Here is a 17,639-nt window from a genome sequence, read left to right as displayed (position 1 = left end):
TGGTTCACCTCGCCGGGAGCGGTGGCCTGACGGCTATTCCCGCGTTTCCGGCGACAATGGCTGAATATCGCATAGCGACAACACGCAGGGAACGGCGCGCTGCCATTCCCTGCCCTGGCTTTCAGCTATGGCGGTGGGCCGTGCGCCCGAGCCGGCAGCGATGCGATTTGTCGCGATAATACATGGCCTGCCCGATCGGGGCGAAATAATGCCGCTGGCCGATGGCCCGCAGCCTGTGGCCGTGCGTCCCGATCACCGCGTCATGCGAGGCGCAGAGATGCGCCGCCAGGCCGCTGCGATGATGATGCGTGCGGGTGCCGGCCAAGGCCGGCACGGCAACGCAGGACGCCGAAACACATACCACAAGAAGACCAGAGATTACGTCCCGCACGCTTACGCACCCCCGCCGTCCGGCGCCGCTCATGGAGAAGAATTGATAGCAGCCAAGCCCGGAACGTATCAAGAACATTTCGCCGGACACGCAAAAGCGCGTCCCGCCGCAGTCCCGCGTGAGCGCTCAGTCGTCCCCGGAATCGACGCCGCCATTGACCCGCTCGCGCAGTTCCTTGCCGGCCTTGAAGAACGGGACGACCTTTTCGTCCACGGCCACCATTTCGCCGGTGCGGGGATTGCGGCCGGTGCGGGCATCGCGCTTCTTGACCGTGAACGCGCCGAATCCGCGCAGCTCCACCCGGTCTCCCCGTGCCAGCGCCGCGCTGATCTCGCTGAAAATGGTCTGCACGATCAGTTCAACATCGCGGCCGAGAAGGTGCGGATTCGCCGCAGCCAGTTCGGCAATCAGCTCCGATTTGGTCATCCGTCTTGTCCCGTTTCGATTCAAGGTTTCCAGAGCGCGACCGCTCCGTCGAGCGCAACACCTTGCGATACCACAGATCCTGCCCATTCCTCACCAAGAATGACGCTGAGCATGCTGCGAGTCAGTCGCGGGATCCATTTCCCATCGGCCGGCGCCTTCAGATCGACAACAGGAACCGTCTCGGGCAGGTGCAGTCTGCGGGCCAGCCAGGCCACGGCATCGCGCTCGGTGCCGATCTGGTCGATCAGCCCCAGAGGCAGGGCCTGCCGGCCGGTATAGGGGCGGCCATCGGCCAGCGGGCGCACCTTGTCGGCCGGCATGTGCCGCCCGTCCGCCACCATCGTGACGAACTGGTCGAACAGGTCGGCCACCACGCCCTGGAGCATCTGTCGCCCTTCAGGCGACAGCGGCTGGACGGCCGACGGCTGCCCTTTCAGCGGGCCGGACACCAGTTCATCCACCCGTACGCCCACGCGATCCAGCAGGCCGGAGACATCCGGTGCCTGCATGATCACGCCGATCGACCCGGTCAGGGTCGACTGGCCGGCGAAGATGCGCTGCGCCGGCACTGAAATCATGTAGCCAGCCGAAGCCGCGACCCCGCCCATCGTCACCACGACCGGCTTGCGCGCGGCGAAGCGGGCCACCGCGTCATGCAGGGCCTCGCCACCGCTGACCGAACCGCCCGGACTGTCGACCGACAGCACCAGCCCCCGCACGGCGTCAGTCTTCGCGGCACGGTCGATCAGGTCGATCAGCTTGCGGTTGTCCGACCCGATGATCCCGCTGACCCGGACGCGGGCCAGATGGTCGCGTCCGATCATGGCGCCATGATGGAACAGCGCGTGGCCGCCCAGTCCCAGCCAGGCCAGAACGAAAGCGGCCACCGCCCCCACCCGCCAGAAGATCAACCGGCGGCGCAGGCGCAGCCGGTCGACCACCAGATCGGGATCAGCCATGGGACCGCCGGGCGATCCGCGACTCCGGACGCACCATTACTCCTGCGGCGCGGCCGGCTTGCGCCCGCGACGGGCCGGCTTGGCGGCCGCGCCGTTATCGGCCGGCGCTTCTTCGACCGTCGCGGTGATCTTGCGGCCCAGCCCGATTTCCCGCGCCAGGGTGGAGCGGCGTTCGGCGTAGTTGGGGGCGACCATCGGGTAATCCGTGGGCAGGCCCCAACGCTCGCGATACTGGTCCGGCGTCATGCCATAGGCGCTCTGCAGATGCCGCTTGAGCATCTTCAGCTTCTTTCCGTCTTCGAGACAGACGATGTAATCCGGGAAGACCGACCGCTTGATCGGCACTGCGGGCTGCAGCTTCTCAGGCTCCGGCGCGGCCTGGCCGAGGGAGGTCAGCGCCTGGTAGACCTGGCGGATCAAATCAGGCACGCCATCGGCGACCACGCTGTTGTTCGAAACATGCGCCGACACGATCTGCGCCGTGAGTTCCAACAAAGAGGCACCCTGCTCGATTTCCGACATACCGAAATTCCATTCTGTTATTATGACTTCTTACGACATCATCGATTCGCGTCGCTTCTTTATCATAAGTATCTTGAAATGACAGCGAACACAAATAATCCTTACGGAACATTTTTTATTTTTAACGGGAACGACGGGCGATGAGCGTTACAAGAAGTAATAAACCGTCAATCATCGCGTTCGGCAGCGTCAATATCGACGTCAGCGCGCGCGTGAAGCACTTTCCCGTTCCAGGCGAAACCTTGCATGCATGCGATGCAGGGCTCGGTCTTGGCGGCAAAGGCGCCAATCAGGCGGTCGCGGCGGCCCGGCTGGGCGCGGACGTGCGGCTTGTGGGCCGGACGGGAAACGATTCGCTGGCTGATTTCGCGACCGATTCGCTCCGGCGGCACGGTGTCGGAACCGGGCATCTATACCGCTCGGCCGGCGACCTGACGGGACTTGCGATGATCTGTACCGACTCCGGCGGCGAGAACACGATCGTCGTCGTGGGCGGCGCCAACATGGCGATCGACGGCACCGACGTCGCCCGACTGACGCCTCTTCTGACGCCGGGCACGATCGTGCTGATGCAATGCGAAATTCCCCTGGACGCACTGCGCGCCGCCGCCCGGGCCGTCATGCAGGCCGGCGCGCGGCTGATTCTCGACCCGGCGCCAGTGCCCCAGGATGGGCTGCCCCCCGACCTGTTCCCTCTCGCCGAACTGATGACCCCGAACGAGACCGAAACGGAACGCCTGACCGGCCTGCGCCCGCACGACCCGGAAAGCGCGCGCCGGGCGGCCGAAAAACTGCACCGTCTGGGATTGCGGCGGGCCATCGTGAAGTTGGGCGCGCGGGGTGTGCTGTATTCGGACAAATATGGAGATGGATTCGTGCCGCCCTTTACTGTCGATGCCGTGGACAGTACGGCGGCCGGCGACTGCTTCAATGGCGGCCTGGCGGTCGCGCTGTCATCGGGCATGGATCTGGCGGGCGCCACACGCTACGCGGCGGCCTGCGGTGCCCTGGCCACCACACGCCGGGGCGCCTCGGACGCCGCGCCGACCCGGCCGGAGGTCGAGCACTTGCTGGCCACGCAGCCGGCGTAGGCCGGCCGCATTATTCGGGCCGTGGCGCCTGCCCCGTCTGCTGCCCGTCGGTCCAGACATGGGTGATATTGGCGCGCGACGCCGTATAGAGCGCCGTGGCCAGCAAATCCTCGTCGCTCTCGTCGCCCCATAGCCGCATGGTGCCCAGCGGCGCGTCGGGGTCGATGCGCAGGGCGTCGAAATGCTGGCCGGGGGCGAAGCGGCCCACCGGAAGGTCCAGCGCATCGCCGCCGCCCGCCGTGGCCAGATGGAACGCCGTCATCATGTCCACCGCGCTCCCCGGCCGGCCGCGCTTCGCCGCCGGCCGATCGGGGTCCACGCCGTCGCGCAGCAGGCGCGACGCGGCCACCGTCATGCGCATGGCATCCATCATCGACGCCGAAGGGCCGCCCGCGATATCGGTGCCGAGCCCCACCCGCACGCCCTTGTCCAGCGCGGCGCGCAGCGGAAAGACCGCGTTGGCGAACCAGGCGTTCGACAGCGGGCAATGCGCCACCGCCCCACCCCGCCTGGCCAGCAGGTCCATGTCGGACCCGGTGATGAAATTGCCATGGGCCAGCACCGTATGGCGGGTCAGCAGGCCGAAACGGTCCAGCGTTTCCATATCGCCGCGCCCGAAACGGGCCTGGCCGTAGTCGCGCGCCCAGTCGCTTTCGGCGCAATGGGTCTGCACATGGCAGCCGCATGCCCCCGCCAGATGGCCGAGCGCCCGCAGCATGTCATCGGTGCATGAGGGCAGGAAGCGCGGGGTGATCACCGGCCGCACCCATCCGGCATTGCCGGGATGGGCCGCGATATGCGCCGCCACCGCCTGCGTGGCGGCCACGCCCTCGGCCACCGAGGCGTCGCGATAGAAATCCGGGCACTGGTCGGGATTGTCCATCACCACCCGCCCCACCAGGGCCCGCTGCCGGGCCGCGATGCAGGCATCGGCCAGTTCGCATGTCGCCTCGACATGCCGGCTGGCGAAATACAGCGCCGTGGTGGTGCCCCCCGCCAGCAGGTCGGCCACGAGGCGCCGATAGACCGACCGCGCGAACAGGCGGTCGGCATAGCGCGCCTCCAGCGGGAAGGTATAGCGTTGCAGCCAGACCTCCAGCGGCTGGTCCAGCCCCTTGCCCAGTTGCGGATATTGCGGTGCGTGAACATGCAGGTCGACCAGGCCGGGGATCAGGAGTCCGTCCAGCGTCACCAGCCGGCCCGCCCGTGCCGCCTGCCGTGCCATCGTCCGGTGCCCTTCGCTGCCCGCATGGCAGACCGCGACGATCCGGCCATCGGCGCCGATTTCGAGCAATCCGCCCGCCATCCGCTCCAGTCGGCCGGGTGCCGGGGCATGGAACCAGTCGCCGGCCACCACGCTATTTCGCAGGTCCGCCCACGCATGCGGGCCCGAACGAGGCAGGCCGGGCCATTGATCGGTCATTCATCTCTCCCCGTGACGAATCAGCCATGCGACTTCCGACGCTTATGACTGATATACACGGCTTGGCTATCGTCCCGGAGAAGCGTGACCTAGTGTAATCGTGATTAGCCCCCTGCCGCCGGATACCCCACGCGCCGTGCCCGTCTTGCCCGCCTTTGCCCTCAGCATGCTGGATCGCCTCCTGTCATGGCGCCCGCCGACTCTCCGGCCACCCGGAGCCGGGCGGCTGAGCCATCTGCGATGGCTGTATGCCCCCAAGGCCGAGGCGGTCGGCTTCGCGCTGCGCACCACCGCCGCCGCCATCCTGTCGCTGATCCTGGCGATGTGGATGGAACTGGACGACCCGCAATGGGCGCCGATGACCGTGTGGATCGTGGCGCAGGGGTCGCGCGGCGAGAGCCTGTCGAAGGCGCGATGGCGCCTGGTCGGCACCGCCATCGGCGCCGTTTCCGCCGTCACGCTGGTGGCGGCGTTTCCACAGGCGCCGTGGCTGTTCTTTCCGGCGATCGGCATATGGATCGGCCTGTGCTGCAGCGTGGCGACCCTGGTGCGCAACTTCCGGTCGTACGCGCTGGTACTGTCGGGCTATACCTGCGCCATCATCGCGCTGGATGCCGTGCGCGACCCGAACAACGTGTTCATGATCGCGATGTCGCGCTCGACCTACATCGTGCTGGGCATTGCGTGCGAAAGCCTGATCGCCGGCCTGTTGTCGCACAATCTGGCCGATACCGCGCGCCGCAATATCCGCGAGAAGCTGCTCTCGGCCCTGACCAGTTCCTCCGGCGCCATCGCCGAGCTGCTGGCCGGCAACGAGGAAGCCTTCGTGCGCTCGCGCGCCCTGTTCGGCACCATCCTGACGATCAACGACCAGATCGAGTTCAGCGAGATCGAGATGGGTCCGCATGGGCACGAGGGCGACCATGCCCGCGCCGCCCTGGCCACGGTCTCGGTGCTGCTGTCGCGCGGGCTGGGCATGACCGCGCGCCTGCGCGCGCTGGGCACGGCCCATCCGGGCTTTACCGAAACGTCGCTGCTGGTGCGCACCTTTCTCCAGGGCCTGCCGCCCCGCCTGAACCAGGATGAGGACCTGCCGGCGGTGCTGGGCGACCTGCGTTCGCTGCGCGGTGTCTGCCGCCAGCAGATCGTGAATGCGCTGACCGAGGAAAGCAACGGCCAGCACCCGCCCGACAGTCCCGAGATCCAGTCGCTGCTCGACGGACGCATCCTGCACAGCGCGCTGGAGGAATTGCTGGCGGAACTCCAGCAGGCGCTGGAGGAATTCGATGCCAGCCACCGCGTCATCCGTGGCGACCGTTTCCATTTCCGCCTGAAATCGCATCGCGACCTCAAGGAAGCGGCCCATAACGGCATCCGCGCCGCCGTCGCGATCACCTCGGCCGGGTTGATCTGGGAAATCACCGCCTGGCCGAGCGGCCTGGCCTTCATCATCATGGTCGCCCTGACCTGCGGCCTGTTCGCGACCCGCGAAAACCCGGTCCTGGGCACCATGAACTTCCTGCTCGGCGCGGTATGGGCGGTCGGGGTCTCGTTCGTGCTGGTCATGCTGGTCCTGCCGCATCCGGCGGATTTCGAGGTTCTGGCGGCCTGTCTGGCGCCGCCGATGATCGCGGGCGGGCTGGCCACCCGCAACCCGGCCACCGCCGGCGCCGCCGCGTCCTATACCCTCTTCCTCTCCAACCTGATCGGCCCGTCGAACCAGGGCCGGCTGAACGAGATCGCGTATTTCAATTCCTCGCTCTCGCTGCTGGCCAGCATCGGCTTCTCGGTGCTGATCTTCCGCACCATCCTGCCCTTCAGCAGCCGGGCCGAGCGCCTGCGCATGCGCGAACATAATCTGTACGACCTGCATCACCTGGCGTCGGCGATGCCGATTCCGCAGACCCATGACTGGATCGGGCTGAACACCGACCGGTTCGCCCGGCTGATCCGCCATGCCGGCCCCACCCCGACACCGACCATCGAAGCCTATCTGCAAGGCACGCTGTCGGTCATGACGATCGGGCTGAACATCATCCGCGTGCGCACCGTGCTGGCCCGCGACCAGCTCCCGCTCCAGGCGCATCGCCCGCTGCTGCTGGTCCTGCGCCGGATGGCGCGATTGACCGGAAAGCATGGCCGCACCGCGCAGGCGGCCCGCCTTGCCGTGGCCAGCCTGCGCGGCATCGAGGCCCGCGAGCCCAATATCGGTGCCCGCATCGAACTGACCCGCGCCATCGCGTATCTGCTGGTCATCTCGAACGAACTGGACGCCAATGCGACGTTCCTCGATGCGTCGTCGTCCTATCGTCCTCCCACCTGAGAGGCTGCTTCAAAAGCCCCGCTGGCGGCGGCCTGACGGCGGTTTCCTGCGCTTCGCGGCGGGCGGCCATCAAGGCCGCTCCGCTCCGATGCTCGCAAACCACCGCCAGACGCATGGCTTAAGCCATGCTTCCACTCACCATCAGAGCTTTTGAAACAGCCTCTTGAGCCTGGTCACCGGCGCGCCGCCTTTTCCTGTCGGCATAAACAGGCAACACTGATCGGATAAAGCCAGACCGAGTACCGATCATGATTCCGTCCCTGCCCCCCACGCCCGCCCGCCATGCCCTGCGCGGGCGCGCCGTTACCTTCGGCGCCAACCCGTTCCTGGACGATCCGGCCCGGTCGCTGGTGTATGAACCAGACGCGCTGATCCTGATCGAGGAAGGGCGCATCACGCGGTTCGGGGCCTTCGATGCGCTGCGCGACACGCTGCCGCCCGGCACGCCGGTCACGCACTGGGGCGACAGGATCATTTCGGCCGGGTTCGTCGATACCCATGTCCATTATCCGCAACTGCCCATGATCGCGGCCTATGGCGAGCAGCTTCTGGAATGGCTGGAGCGATACACCTTCCCCACCGAGGCCCGTTATGCCGACCCGGATTACGCATCGGACGTGGCGCGGCGCTTCCTGCGCGAACTGCTGCGTGCCGGCACGACCAGTGCCGCCGTGTACTGCACGGTCCACCCCCAATCGGTCGATGCGTTCTTTACCGAATCGGCGCGCCTGAATACCCGCATGGTCGCGGGCAAGGTGCTGATGGACCGCAACGCGCCCGCCAACCTGCGCGACACGCCCCAGGGTGGCTATGACGACTCCCTGGCCCTGATCGACCGCTGGCACCAGAACGGGCGGCAGCTCTATGCCGTTACCCCGCGCTTCGCCGCCACCAGCACCGAAGAACAGCTCGACCTTGCGGGCAGCCTGCTGCGCCAGCGCGAAGGGCTGTTCATGCAGACGCACCTGTCGGAAAACCTGGCCGAGATCGAATGGATCCGCCATCTGTTTCCCAACCGTGCCTCCTATCTCGACGTCTATGCCCATGCCGGGCTGGTCGGGCCGCGCAGCGTGCTGGGCCACGGGGTCCATGTCGATGAAGGCACGTTCCATACCTGCCATGCGGCCGGCTGCGCGCTGGCGCACTGCCCGACCTCCAACCTGTTCCTGGGCAGCGGCGCCTTCCGCCTGTTCGACGCGCTCGATCCACGCCGGCCGGTGCGCGTGGGCCTGGGCACCGATGTCGGCGCCGGCACCAGCCTGTCGCAATTGCAGACGCTGAACGAAGCCTACAAGGTCGCGCAATCGACCGGCCGGCGCCTGCACCCGGCCCAGGCCTTCTGGCTGGCCACGGCCGGCGGCGCCCGCGCGCTGTATCTGGACGACCGGATTGGCACCATCGCGCCCGGCATGGAAGCCGATCTGTGCGTGCTCGACCCGCGCGCCACGCCGCTGATGGCGCAGCGTGCCGAACAGTGCGAAACGATCGAGGACCTGCTGTTCGTGCTGATGATGCTGGGCGACGACCGCAGCGTCCGCGCCACCTATGTGGCGGGCACGCTGGTTCACGATCGCGACGCCCCGGCCGGCCAGCCGGCCTGAAGGAACCGCACGCCAACGGCCGGTTTCCCGTGCTTCGCGGCGGGGGCGGTCGGTCGCGGGCTCACCGGCTCACATATCCGGACGGGCTCGGAGAGCGGGTGCATTACTTCATTTACATAAGCGAACGATATGTTAGGTTAGCTGACTGTTAACATTCAGGATCGTCATGTCGGACTCACTCCATGACATGCCCGTTTACCACCGGCCGCCCGGCATGACGCGGCGGGCGGTTCCGAACCTCTCCGTCGAAGCCTGGTACGGTCAGCCGTTGTCCTGTCCGTGTCGTCTGGCGGATATGCCCTGATTCCAACACCACCGACGCAATGATCCGCATCGACAGGCCCGAAGAGGGAATGTGATTTCGTTCCCGGAAAGTCACGAGACCAAAAAAGGATAATGCTTTTTATGCCCGGTCATTCAGAACGTCGTTCATGGAACAACCTGTCTGCACGAATTGTTCTGATATGCGGGCTCGCCTTCATCGCCATACAGGTCGTGGCCATGACGATCTCGGCCTGGATGATGAAGTCTCAAGTTGAAAAAAGCGTTTTTTCGGAGGCGACCTCCCGCAGCCAGATCCTGGTCGACCAGATCACCCGGCGGCTGCTGGACCAGAACGATATCGCGCGCGCCAACAAGGTGGCCCTGGAAGCAAGCCACAAGGCCGGAACGGCCAGCCGGGCCGAGATCGTCAGCCTGCTCCGCGAGGCCGAGGTCCGCTCGCCCAACCTCTATGCCGTGTGGATGGAGGAAATCCCCGGCGGGTTCGACGGGCAGAAGATGTTCAATGCGCCGGGAACCAACAGCCACGGCATTCTCAATCCCTATTATGTCCGCAAGCCGGACGGATCGATCGATTTCAACGCCGTCGACGAGCATTACAGCCAGAGCTGGTTCACCCAGCCGATGGCAAGCGGCACGCCGATCCTGACGGAGCCTTATATCGACGAAGGCAGCGGCGTGGAGATGATCTCGTTTTCCTATCCGCTGGTCTTCGACGGCAAGAAGATCGGCGTGACCGGGATCGACACCCCCCTGGACTGGATCGTGACCCTCCTCGGCAGTTCCGACGTCTTCGGCAGCAAGAGCATCTCGCTTCTGTCGCAGGACATGGTCTGGATTTCACATCCCGACAGGAAACGCCTGCTCCAGCCCTACCGGGATGACGGAAAAGCCGAGCTGTCGCAGGCAATTTCCAGCCGCAAGGTCCGGATCATCCGCGGCTTCCATGACGGCGATCTGGAACGGGTGATGGTTCCCTTCCAGATCCCCGGCTTCAGCAATGTCTGGACCCTCGTCGTCGACATTCCCCGCGCCGCGCTGGATGCGCCGGTGACGGACAACATCGTCGCGCTGCTGATCTCGGGCGTGGTGCTGATGATTCTTTCCGTTCTCGTCGTCTATTTCATCTCGCGGAAACTGATCAAGGCGCCGTTCCGCAACCTGCTGGCGGCGGTTTCCGATCTGACCATGGGCCAATACGACAAGAGTGTTCCCGGTACCGGGCGCGGCGACGAAATCGGCAGGGTCGCCCAGGGGCTGGAAGGCTTTCGCAAGACGCTGCTGCGCGGCCGGGAGGCGGAAACGCGCGCGGCGGAAGCCCGGGCCCAGCACGAGCAGCTCCAGAAAAAGACGCGGCAGGAAGAAGAAACCAAGATCAGGAATATCAACAACGTCATCAAGACCATGGGCGAGGGCCTGGACAAGCTGGCAAGGGGCGACCTCTCCTGCCAGATCGACACCGCCCTGCCGCCCGAATTCGAGCCCCTGCGGCAGAATTTCAACCAGTCGGTACGCCGGCTCGCCGAGGCGCTGTCCGAAATCGCCGGCATGGGCCGCAGCATCAGCAAGAGCACCGCGCAACTCGCGACCGAAGCCGAAACCCTGGCCAAACGGACCGAGCAACAGGCCGCCTCGCTGGAGCAGACCGCGGCGGCAGTCAACGAGCTGACCGAAAGCGTCGGCGAATCCGTCCAGCAGATCAGCGATGCGCAGAAGATCGGCGTGCAGGCGCGCGGTTCCGCCAGCAGTTCGTCCGACATCATGCAGCAGACCCAGGCGGCCATGCTGCGGATCGAGGACAACGCGCAACAGATCGTCGCCATCATCGAGACGATCGACATCATCGCCTTCCAGACCAATATCCTGGCGCTGAACGCCGCCGTCGAGGCCGCGCGGGCCGGCGATGCGGGCAAGGGCTTCGCCGTCGTCGCCAGCGAGGTGCGGGCCCTGTCGCAACGCTGCGCCCAGGCCGCCAAGGAAATCGGCACCCTGGTCAGGACCACGACATCGGACATCAAGACCGGCTCGAAACGTGTGACCGAAACAGGCAAGGCGCTTCATGATATTTCACGATTCATCGCCGAAATCAGCGATAATCTGAACCAGATCCTGACGGCCGGACAGGAACAGTCCGCCACCCTGACCCAGATCAACATCACGGTCAGCGATATGGACCAGGTGACGCAGCGCAATGCCGCCGTTGCCGAACATTCCCGCACCGCCTCCCGCCGCCTGGCGGGCGAGACGGACAGGATGACCGCGCTCGTCGGCCGCTTCCGCCTGCCGGACAGCACGAATCTCGTTCCCTACCGGCCCCGGAACAAGGCATGACAACGCCCTGACGGGAAGGGTCGCGCCCACCCCACGCATGACGCGACCGATGGGGCGGCCCGTCTCCAAGGAGGATTCGCGTGTTGGCGCGCGATATGAACTCGTGCATAACGTTATATTATAACTTAATGATGAGATGCGCGTATGCCATTCGCAAAATCATATCTTCTGCTGTCGGGTGCGATGCTGTCCCTTCTGGCGGGCTCCGTCAGCGCCCGTGCGGACGAAGGCATGTGGACATTCGACCACCTTCCGAAAGCCACCTTGCAGAAGAGCTACGGGTTTCAGCCGGATGCGGCATGGATCCAGCACGTCGTGCAATCGTCGGCCCGGCTGGCCGAAGGCTGTTCCGCCTCGTTCGTCTCGGCGGACGGGCTGGTCATGACCAATCACCATTGCGCCAATTCATGCCTGTCCGCCTTGTCGGACAAGACGCATGATTATTTCCGTGACGGGTTCCACACGCAGTCGCTCGCCGAGGAACGCCAGTGCCCCGGCATGGAACTCGACCGGCTCGACGGCATCACCGACGTCTCGTCCCAGGTCGCGCAGGCGACGAAGGGGCGGCAGGGCGCGGCCTATAACGCCGCCGTGCAGGAGGTCGAGGGCCGGTTGACCAAGGATTGCGCCGCTGGCGACGCCGAACATTGGCGCTGCGACATGGTGGCCCTCTATCATGGCGGCCAGACGGCGCTGTACCGCTATCGCCGCTACAAGGATGTGCGGGTGGTGATGGCGCCCGAGCAGGATATCGCGTTCTTCGGTGGCGACCCCGACAATTTCAATTATCCGCGCTATGATATCGATCTGTCGATGCTGCGGGTGTACGAGGACGGCAAGCCGGTCCACACGCCCTACCTACAGTTCGACCCCAAGGGCCCCAAGGCCGGAGACCTCGTCTTCACCTCGGGCAATCCGGGCCGCACCCAGCGCGGCCTGCCCGCGGCCGCCCTGGCCTTTCAGCGCGACATCGCCAATCCGGCCGTTATCGACATCTTCTCGGTGCGCGAAGGCATGCTCTGGCAATATGCGCGCGAAAGTGCCGAACATGCCAGGCAGGCCGAGGACACGCTGTTCGGTGTGCAGAACGCGCTGAAATCCTATTCCGGCACCGAAGCCGCCCTGCGATCGAGCGATATCGTCGCCCAGCGGGCGAAGGAGGATGCGGCCCTGCAAGCCTGGATCGACGCGGACCCGGCGCGGCGCGCCGAATATGGACAGCCTTTCGCGGTCGTGGACAAGGCGATCGCCGTGCAGAAGGATTTGTTCGCCCGCAATCTCGCGCTGCATATGGCCCTGCACGGTCTGGCCAGTGACGCCATGACGCTGGTCGAAGGTGCGCGCGAGCGCGCCAAACCTGATGCCAAACGGCATGCCGGCTATCACGATGCGCAACTGGGCGAAATCGAAACCGAGCTTGCCGCCAGCGAGCCCGTCTATCCGGAACTGGAAACCGCGTCTTTCGCCCTGGCATTGACGAGCCTGCGCCAGATCCTGGGCGCGGACGATCCGCTGGTTCGCACCGCGCTGGGAACCGACAGCCCGGACGCCGTGGCGGCGCGACTGGTGAAGGAGACCCGGCTGGCGGACCCCGCCGTACGCACCGCATTGTGGCATGGCGGCCAGGCGGCGATCGACAAGGCGACCGATCCGATGATCGTCTTCGCCCGCACGCTCTTCCCTGCCTATGACGCGCTGCGCGAGCGCATGCTCAACGAGGTGTCCGCGCCACTGCACAAGGCCGAGGGAGACATCGCCCGCGCCCGCTTCGCGCAGGCACAGGCGGCCGGCCGCCTCGATGCGATCTATCCCGATGCCACCTTCTCGCCGCGCCTTTCCTTCGGCACGGTCCAGGGCTGGCGGCAGGACGGCGCGAACATTCCGCCCTTTACCGATTTTGCCGGCATGTATCGCCATGCCACCGGCAGCGAGCCTTTTGCCCTGCCCAAACGCTGGCTGGACGCGAAGGCCCGGCTGGACCTGTCCACCCATCTCGATTTCGTCTCGACCAACGATATCGTGGGCGGCAATTCCGGCTCGCCGGTGCTTGACCGTCAGGGCCATGCGGTCGGGCTGATCTTCGACGGCAACCTGCCGAGCCTGGCCGGTGACCTGTATTACGACATCAGCAACAACCGCGCCGTTTCGACCGACACCAGCGCCATCATCGCCGCACTCCGCACGGTCTACGCCGAACCCGCGCTGGCGGAGGAACTGGTGCGCGGCCATCGCTGACGGGCCGCCCCGTAACCGGAAGGCCGCGTTGTGGCATGCCCCGCTCCCGGGGCATGGCCATCGACCGGCCTTCCTCTCTTTTTCGTGGCGGCATAAGAAGAATTCGCCTTGCCGCCATCCGCTAACCACCGCCCCATCGCGGCGACGTCTTCCTATCGGACGGGTTTTTCCAGAAGGCACGCCGCCATGCCCGCTTACAGCGACGATACCGAGATCAACGATATCGTCTCGGGGTTTCTGAGCGGCACCCTGCCGAAGGCGAAATGGACGCACGCGGCCCATTTCGCCGTGGCCCTGTGGCTGCTTCGCCATCGGCCCGAATGGGCGGAACTGCCCATCATGCGCGGCCTGATCCGCGCCTATAACGAGGCAAGCGGCACCGCCAACACGCTTTCAAGCGGCTATCACGAAACGATCACCATCGCCTCGATGCGCGCGGCAGGCGCTTTCCTCGCACGTTATCCGGCGGAAATGCCGCTCTGCCCTGTCCTGGATGCCCTGATGGCGGGGGCACCCGGCCGGAGCGACTGGCTGCTTGCGCACTGGACGCAGGAGACGCTGTTCGGCCCCGAGGCACGATCACACTGGGTCGAACCCGACAAAGCCGCGCTGACGGTCTGACGATCCGACCGGGGGGGGGCGGCACACCATGCGGATTTTCGCCCAGGTTCCCGAAGGTCATGGGACGCACTGATCGAGCAACGCCTCCAGTTTCGGGCGCTGGAGCGAATCAATCGACCGGCCGACATACAGGCGCGCACGCTGCCTGATGACATCGACCACACGCTGGCTCATTTCCCGCGCGCTGCCTTCAGCGAGCAGGCTGGCGATGGCAATCCGCCGCTCGACCGCATGCCGCACGATCTTGAAGGCGATGGCGTTCACGATGGATTCGAATTCCGCCCGGCCGAAACGGGACTGGCACGCCGAAAGCTGGCTCATCGCATCGAGATAGAGCCGGACGATCAGGCTCCCGCCCGTGCGGTGGAAATGCTGGCGGTGCCAGCTTCGCGCCCATGCATGTTCGCGCTCGGCGGCCAGATGCTCGCGCATGTTCGCACAGACATGGCCAGCCGGGCAGTGATAGGTCCATGCCGCCAGCCACGCGCTGACGAAATCGGGGTAGCTGTGGCGATACCATTCGATCGCGCCACCGCTGGCCCCGGTCGTGAAGCGAAAGGATTTCTGGCCGTCGACGCCATAGAGAATCGACAGCGTGCCGCTGCTCTCGGGGTCCCGGCCCAGAACCAGGATATGGCCCGGATCGCCCCCGTGCATGTGACGCTGCACGGTGAAGAGATCGAGCAGCGATTCATCCTCGACCGACCGGGCCGCATGCGCCTTCACGTAGGTCATGAACAGCGGATTGCGCACCCCCGTCAGGCCCAGCGGGCAGAAATCGAACCCCCACCAGCGCGACATCTTGACCAGATGGAAGGCCAGTTCGTTGCGCAATTCGGTCAGGCGCGCCGGCCCCTCGCCATTCTGGCACACGGCCTGGACCGTCTGGAACCGGCTGACCAGCCTGTTGATCTGCCCGGCAAATCCACGGCCGGGATCGAAATAATCCACCAGCAGCGGCGGCTGTGAATGCATGAGGTGCCAGGAGGCGTCGCAACCGATTGTCTCGCTCATCGTCAGCAGCTTCCCGTCATGAGGCGAAAAGAGAACAGCGGCATCGGACAGCGAAAGCGCGCCATCGATGCCGCCTGAGTTTCCACGGGAACGGGTTGGGAAATCGACGGTCGGGCGACTGCCGGATGCCCCGTGGGCCTCCGATCATTATTGCGACCGCATCGCAATTGCAATACGAAGAATGAAGACACCCTTCACCTCGCCGGAAGCGGAGCCTTCATGATCGCCTGCCTGGAACCATCTCAGAGCCTGACCTGAAATGTGGGCTGGCGAGCGAGAGCGGCCCGGAACGGGCCGCGCCCGGCGTGTGTTTCCGAGCATCGGAGCGGAGCGGCCTTGATGGCCGTGAGCACCGAAGCACAGGAAACGCGCGCTGGATCGCCGCCAGCGCGCATTTCAGGTCAGGCGCGTAGGGCCGGCCTTATACCAGCCGGATTATCGGCCTTTTTTCTTCTTGCGGCGGCCGTAGAGTTCCAGGCGGGTCGTCGCGACCTCATAGCCCATCCGGGCGCTGATTTCCGCCAGAAGCGTCTTCAGTTCGTCGTCGTCGAATTCCATGACGGTACCGGTGTCGACATCGATCAGGTGGAAATGATCCCCGTGGTCGGTCGTCTCGTACCGCGCGCGGCCGCCGCCGAAATCGCGGCGGCGCAGGATGCCCTTTTCCTCGAACAGCCGGACCGTCCGGTACACTGTCGCAATGGAAATATGCGGATCGACGGCCGTGGCCCGGCGATAAAGTTCCTCAACATCGGGGTGATCGTCGGATTCGGACAGGACATGCGCGATCGTGCGGCGCTGCCCGGTCAGTTTCATGCCCTTCTCGCGGCACATCGCGGCGATCGGGGAGTCCAGCCTGTCGTCTGTTTTCATTGCACCCCCAGCATAGCCCGATCCGGCGAATCGCGTCCAATGGATTGGCGTGGCCCATGGATGGGGCGGGCATCATCACGATGTGCGTATTTCATGTTTGCAAATGATAATCGTTCGCATATAGTGCGGCGATACAGCAACAGATCGGCGGCTTCGCCGGCCAGGAGTGCCCAATGAGCCACGCAATGCATGACGTGAACGACCTCTCGTGCAGCGAAAAGCTGGCCATCTGGATGATCCGGTGCGTCACCCGGCGCGAGGTGCCCGCCTGCACCGGCGCATCGGCACGCCCGGTGGCTTCGGGCCTGTTCATGGCCGGGTTCCGCTCGGAACTCGAAGGGGTCGTGGAGGCGTTTCGCGCGGCGATGAGCCGGATGGCCGGATTGCGCATGGAGCGTCTGGACGTGGGCATGCCCGGCACCGTGATCCTGACCACCACCGAACAGGGTTTTCTGGACGCGACATCGGCGGCACAGAACGGAAACGAGGCGGCGGTACGCTCCGCGTTGCGGCGGATATTTCCCCATCATTACGTCCAGTCGCGCTTCGCAGCCGCCGTCACGGTGCTGGCCGCATGCCTGGCCGGCGCGGGACACTGGCTGCCCAGCCGCCGGCCCTCCCCCGGCGTCCAGCCGCCCCGCCTGATCGACATGCAAACCGGTGAGGCCGATGCGCCACGGCCGCAGGATGCGGATACCGCAGCCCTGGTCGCCATGGCGCGGTGGCAGGAACTGGATATGGGCATGAGCCATCACCACTGGCCGCATCCGGAAAATCTCGGACTCGTCCATTAGGCGCCGGGTCGGCCGATGGCCGGACGCCCTCCCCTGTTTCGTCATGGGTGTCCTGCCATCTTGATAATGCAAACGCGACGCATCTGCATATAGCCTTGCAAGGCACAGGCAGGAGGCCCCGGAAAGAACCTCCAAGGGAGCCGACACGGCAGTGATCGGAAATAATCATGACCCATCAGCACACATCCACGAACGATCTTTCACGCGGCGAACGGCTGGCGGTGCATGCGATGCGCCACTTCATGCCGGGCCGCCCCGTGGCCGGCCTGTCGCGCGAAGAGACGCTGGCGCGCCTGCCGCTCTCGCTGCTGTCGGAGGATTATCCGTATCTCGCCCGGATGCTGGCCGATGCCGCGGCCAGGATGCCGCATGGCACGATGGGGCTGGCCGGGATCATGCCGCTCCAGGCGCCCATGGTCACACCGGTCGAACATCATCTGCTCGACGCCATCGAGATCGCGCAGAACGGCCGCGTCACCGATCTCAGGCGGGCATTGCGTCCTCTCTTCCCGGAAGGGGATATTCCCGACCTGTTGATGGCCGCATTGGCCATGCTGGGGGCCTGCCTCGCCGGCGCGGGCTATATCCTGCCCCGCCGGAATGCCGGCGGCGCGGACCGCCAGTGGTGGCATGAACCGGTTTCCGTGGCCGACTGGCTGCGCGAGGTGACGGCGAACGAACGCCCGTCGCTGGGTGCCGTCCTGGCGCGCCCGGCGGATGATCCGCCCGTCCGGGCCCTTTAAACCGGTCGGA

At 65.6% G+C, this 17,639-nt stretch carries 15 protein-coding genes; 8 read left to right on the top strand and 7 right to left on the bottom strand.

Going from position 1 to position 17,639, the window contains the following annotated elements:
* Positions 1–121: 121 nt before the first annotated feature.
* The 4 genes from ACMAUO_RS00450 to ACMAUO_RS00435 all read right to left on the bottom strand — a co-directional run bounded on the left by ACMAUO_RS00450 (position 122) and on the right by ACMAUO_RS00435 (position 2,298).
* Entirely contained in the window at positions 122–391 is a 270-nt protein-coding gene (locus ACMAUO_RS00450; RefSeq protein WP_420355044.1) for a hypothetical protein, read from the bottom strand.
* 126 nt (positions 392–517) lie between these two features.
* On the bottom strand, positions 518–817 hold the full coding sequence (gene ihfB, locus ACMAUO_RS00445; protein ID WP_420355043.1) for an integration host factor subunit beta: 300 nt from the start codon (positions 815–817) through the stop codon (positions 518–520).
* A 20-nt stretch (positions 818–837) separates the two neighbouring features.
* On the bottom strand, positions 838–1,776 hold the full coding sequence (gene sppA / locus ACMAUO_RS00440) for a signal peptide peptidase SppA (RefSeq protein ID WP_420355042.1): 939 nt from the start codon (positions 1,774–1,776) through the stop codon (positions 838–840).
* Between the two features lie 36 nt (positions 1,777–1,812).
* A complete protein-coding gene (locus ACMAUO_RS00435; protein ID WP_420355041.1) occupies positions 1,813–2,298 on the bottom strand; it encodes a Ros/MucR family transcriptional regulator in 486 nt (161 codons plus the stop codon).
* 140 nt (positions 2,299–2,438) lie between these two features.
* On the opposite strand from ACMAUO_RS00435, the gene ACMAUO_RS00430 reads away from it, so the two are divergent.
* Positions 2,439–3,389: a ribokinase gene (locus ACMAUO_RS00430; protein ID WP_420355040.1), complete on the top strand. Its 951-nt coding sequence runs from the start codon at positions 2,439–2,441 to the stop codon at positions 3,387–3,389.
* A 10-nt stretch (positions 3,390–3,399) separates the two neighbouring features.
* On the opposite strand, the gene ACMAUO_RS00425 is transcribed toward ACMAUO_RS00430, so the two are convergent.
* Complete coding sequence (locus ACMAUO_RS00425; protein ID WP_420355038.1) at positions 3,400–4,812, bottom strand: amidohydrolase family protein; 1,413 nt, start codon at positions 4,810–4,812, stop codon at positions 3,400–3,402.
* A 136-nt stretch (positions 4,813–4,948) separates the two neighbouring features.
* Here ACMAUO_RS00425 and ACMAUO_RS00420 point away from each other — a divergent pair, with 136 nt between their 5' ends.
* From ACMAUO_RS00420 to ACMAUO_RS00400, 5 genes are all read left to right on the top strand, one after another.
* Complete coding sequence (locus tag ACMAUO_RS00420; protein WP_473965172.1) at positions 4,949–7,135, top strand: FUSC family protein; 2,187 nt, start codon at positions 4,949–4,951, stop codon at positions 7,133–7,135.
* A gap of 248 nt (positions 7,136–7,383) precedes the next feature.
* Positions 7,384–8,736 (top strand): guanine deaminase, encoded by a 1,353-nt coding sequence (gene guaD, locus ACMAUO_RS00415; RefSeq protein WP_420355037.1) that lies wholly within the window; start codon positions 7,384–7,386, stop codon positions 8,734–8,736.
* 405 nt (positions 8,737–9,141) lie between these two features.
* Positions 9,142–11,349, top strand: coding sequence for a methyl-accepting chemotaxis protein (locus ACMAUO_RS00410; RefSeq protein WP_420355036.1), 2,208 nt, complete (start codon positions 9,142–9,144; stop codon positions 11,347–11,349).
* A 144-nt stretch (positions 11,350–11,493) separates the two neighbouring features.
* Positions 11,494–13,584, top strand: coding sequence for a S46 family peptidase (locus ACMAUO_RS00405; protein ID WP_420355035.1), 2,091 nt, complete (start codon positions 11,494–11,496; stop codon positions 13,582–13,584).
* A gap of 186 nt (positions 13,585–13,770) precedes the next feature.
* Positions 13,771–14,205 (top strand): hypothetical protein, encoded by a 435-nt coding sequence (locus ACMAUO_RS00400; protein WP_420355033.1) that lies wholly within the window; start codon positions 13,771–13,773, stop codon positions 14,203–14,205.
* A gap of 57 nt (positions 14,206–14,262) precedes the next feature.
* On the opposite strand, the gene ACMAUO_RS00395 is transcribed toward ACMAUO_RS00400, so the two are convergent.
* Entirely contained in the window at positions 14,263–15,219 is a 957-nt protein-coding gene (locus ACMAUO_RS00395; protein WP_420355032.1) for a hypothetical protein, read from the bottom strand.
* A gap of 435 nt (positions 15,220–15,654) precedes the next feature.
* Positions 15,655–16,092 (bottom strand): Fur family transcriptional regulator, encoded by a 438-nt coding sequence (locus ACMAUO_RS00390; protein ID WP_420355031.1) that lies wholly within the window; start codon positions 16,090–16,092, stop codon positions 15,655–15,657.
* Between the two features lie 173 nt (positions 16,093–16,265).
* Between ACMAUO_RS00390 and ACMAUO_RS00385 the strand changes: the two genes are divergently transcribed.
* Entirely contained in the window at positions 16,266–16,886 is a 621-nt protein-coding gene (locus tag ACMAUO_RS00385; RefSeq protein ID WP_420355030.1) for a hypothetical protein, read from the top strand.
* A 167-nt stretch (positions 16,887–17,053) separates the two neighbouring features.
* Entirely contained in the window at positions 17,054–17,629 is a 576-nt protein-coding gene (locus tag ACMAUO_RS00380) for a hypothetical protein (RefSeq protein ID WP_420355029.1), read from the top strand.
* Positions 17,630–17,639: the final 10 nt, after the last annotated feature.

Origin of the sequence: Gluconacetobacter brunescens, from assembly GCF_048695475.1 — a bacterium.
GTDB lineage: Bacteria > Pseudomonadota > Alphaproteobacteria > Acetobacterales > Acetobacteraceae > Gluconacetobacter.
Note: the sequence above shows the minus strand (reverse complement) of the source record. Positions and strands in the feature narration are given on the sequence as shown.

Coding starts and splice junctions, on each gene's coding strand:
- ACMAUO_RS00435 (WP_420355041.1), bottom strand. CDS start 2,298: ATGTCGGAAATCGAGCAGGGTGCCTCTTTGTTGGAACTCACGGCGCAG.
- guaD (WP_420355037.1), top strand. CDS start 7,384: ATGATTCCGTCCCTGCCCCCCACGCCCGCCCGCCATGCCCTGCGCGGG.
- ACMAUO_RS00400 (WP_420355033.1), top strand. CDS start 13,771: ATGCCCGCTTACAGCGACGATACCGAGATCAACGATATCGTCTCGGGG.
- ACMAUO_RS00380 (WP_420355029.1), top strand. CDS start 17,054: ATGACCCATCAGCACACATCCACGAACGATCTTTCACGCGGCGAACGG.
- ACMAUO_RS00390 (WP_420355031.1), bottom strand. CDS start 16,092: ATGAAAACAGACGACAGGCTGGACTCCCCGATCGCCGCGATGTGCCGC.
- ACMAUO_RS00405 (WP_420355035.1), top strand. CDS start 11,494: ATGCCATTCGCAAAATCATATCTTCTGCTGTCGGGTGCGATGCTGTCC.
- sppA (WP_420355042.1), bottom strand. CDS start 1,776: ATGGCTGATCCCGATCTGGTGGTCGACCGGCTGCGCCTGCGCCGCCGG.
- ACMAUO_RS00385 (WP_420355030.1), top strand. CDS start 16,266: ATGAGCCACGCAATGCATGACGTGAACGACCTCTCGTGCAGCGAAAAG.
- ACMAUO_RS00425 (WP_420355038.1), bottom strand. CDS start 4,812: ATGACCGATCAATGGCCCGGCCTGCCTCGTTCGGGCCCGCATGCGTGG.
- ACMAUO_RS00395 (WP_420355032.1), bottom strand. CDS start 15,219: ATGAGCGAGACAATCGGTTGCGACGCCTCCTGGCACCTCATGCATTCA.
- ACMAUO_RS00410 (WP_420355036.1), top strand. CDS start 9,142: ATGCCCGGTCATTCAGAACGTCGTTCATGGAACAACCTGTCTGCACGA.
- ihfB (WP_420355043.1), bottom strand. CDS start 817: ATGACCAAATCGGAGCTGATTGCCGAACTGGCTGCGGCGAATCCGCAC.
- ACMAUO_RS00430 (WP_420355040.1), top strand. CDS start 2,439: ATGAGCGTTACAAGAAGTAATAAACCGTCAATCATCGCGTTCGGCAGC.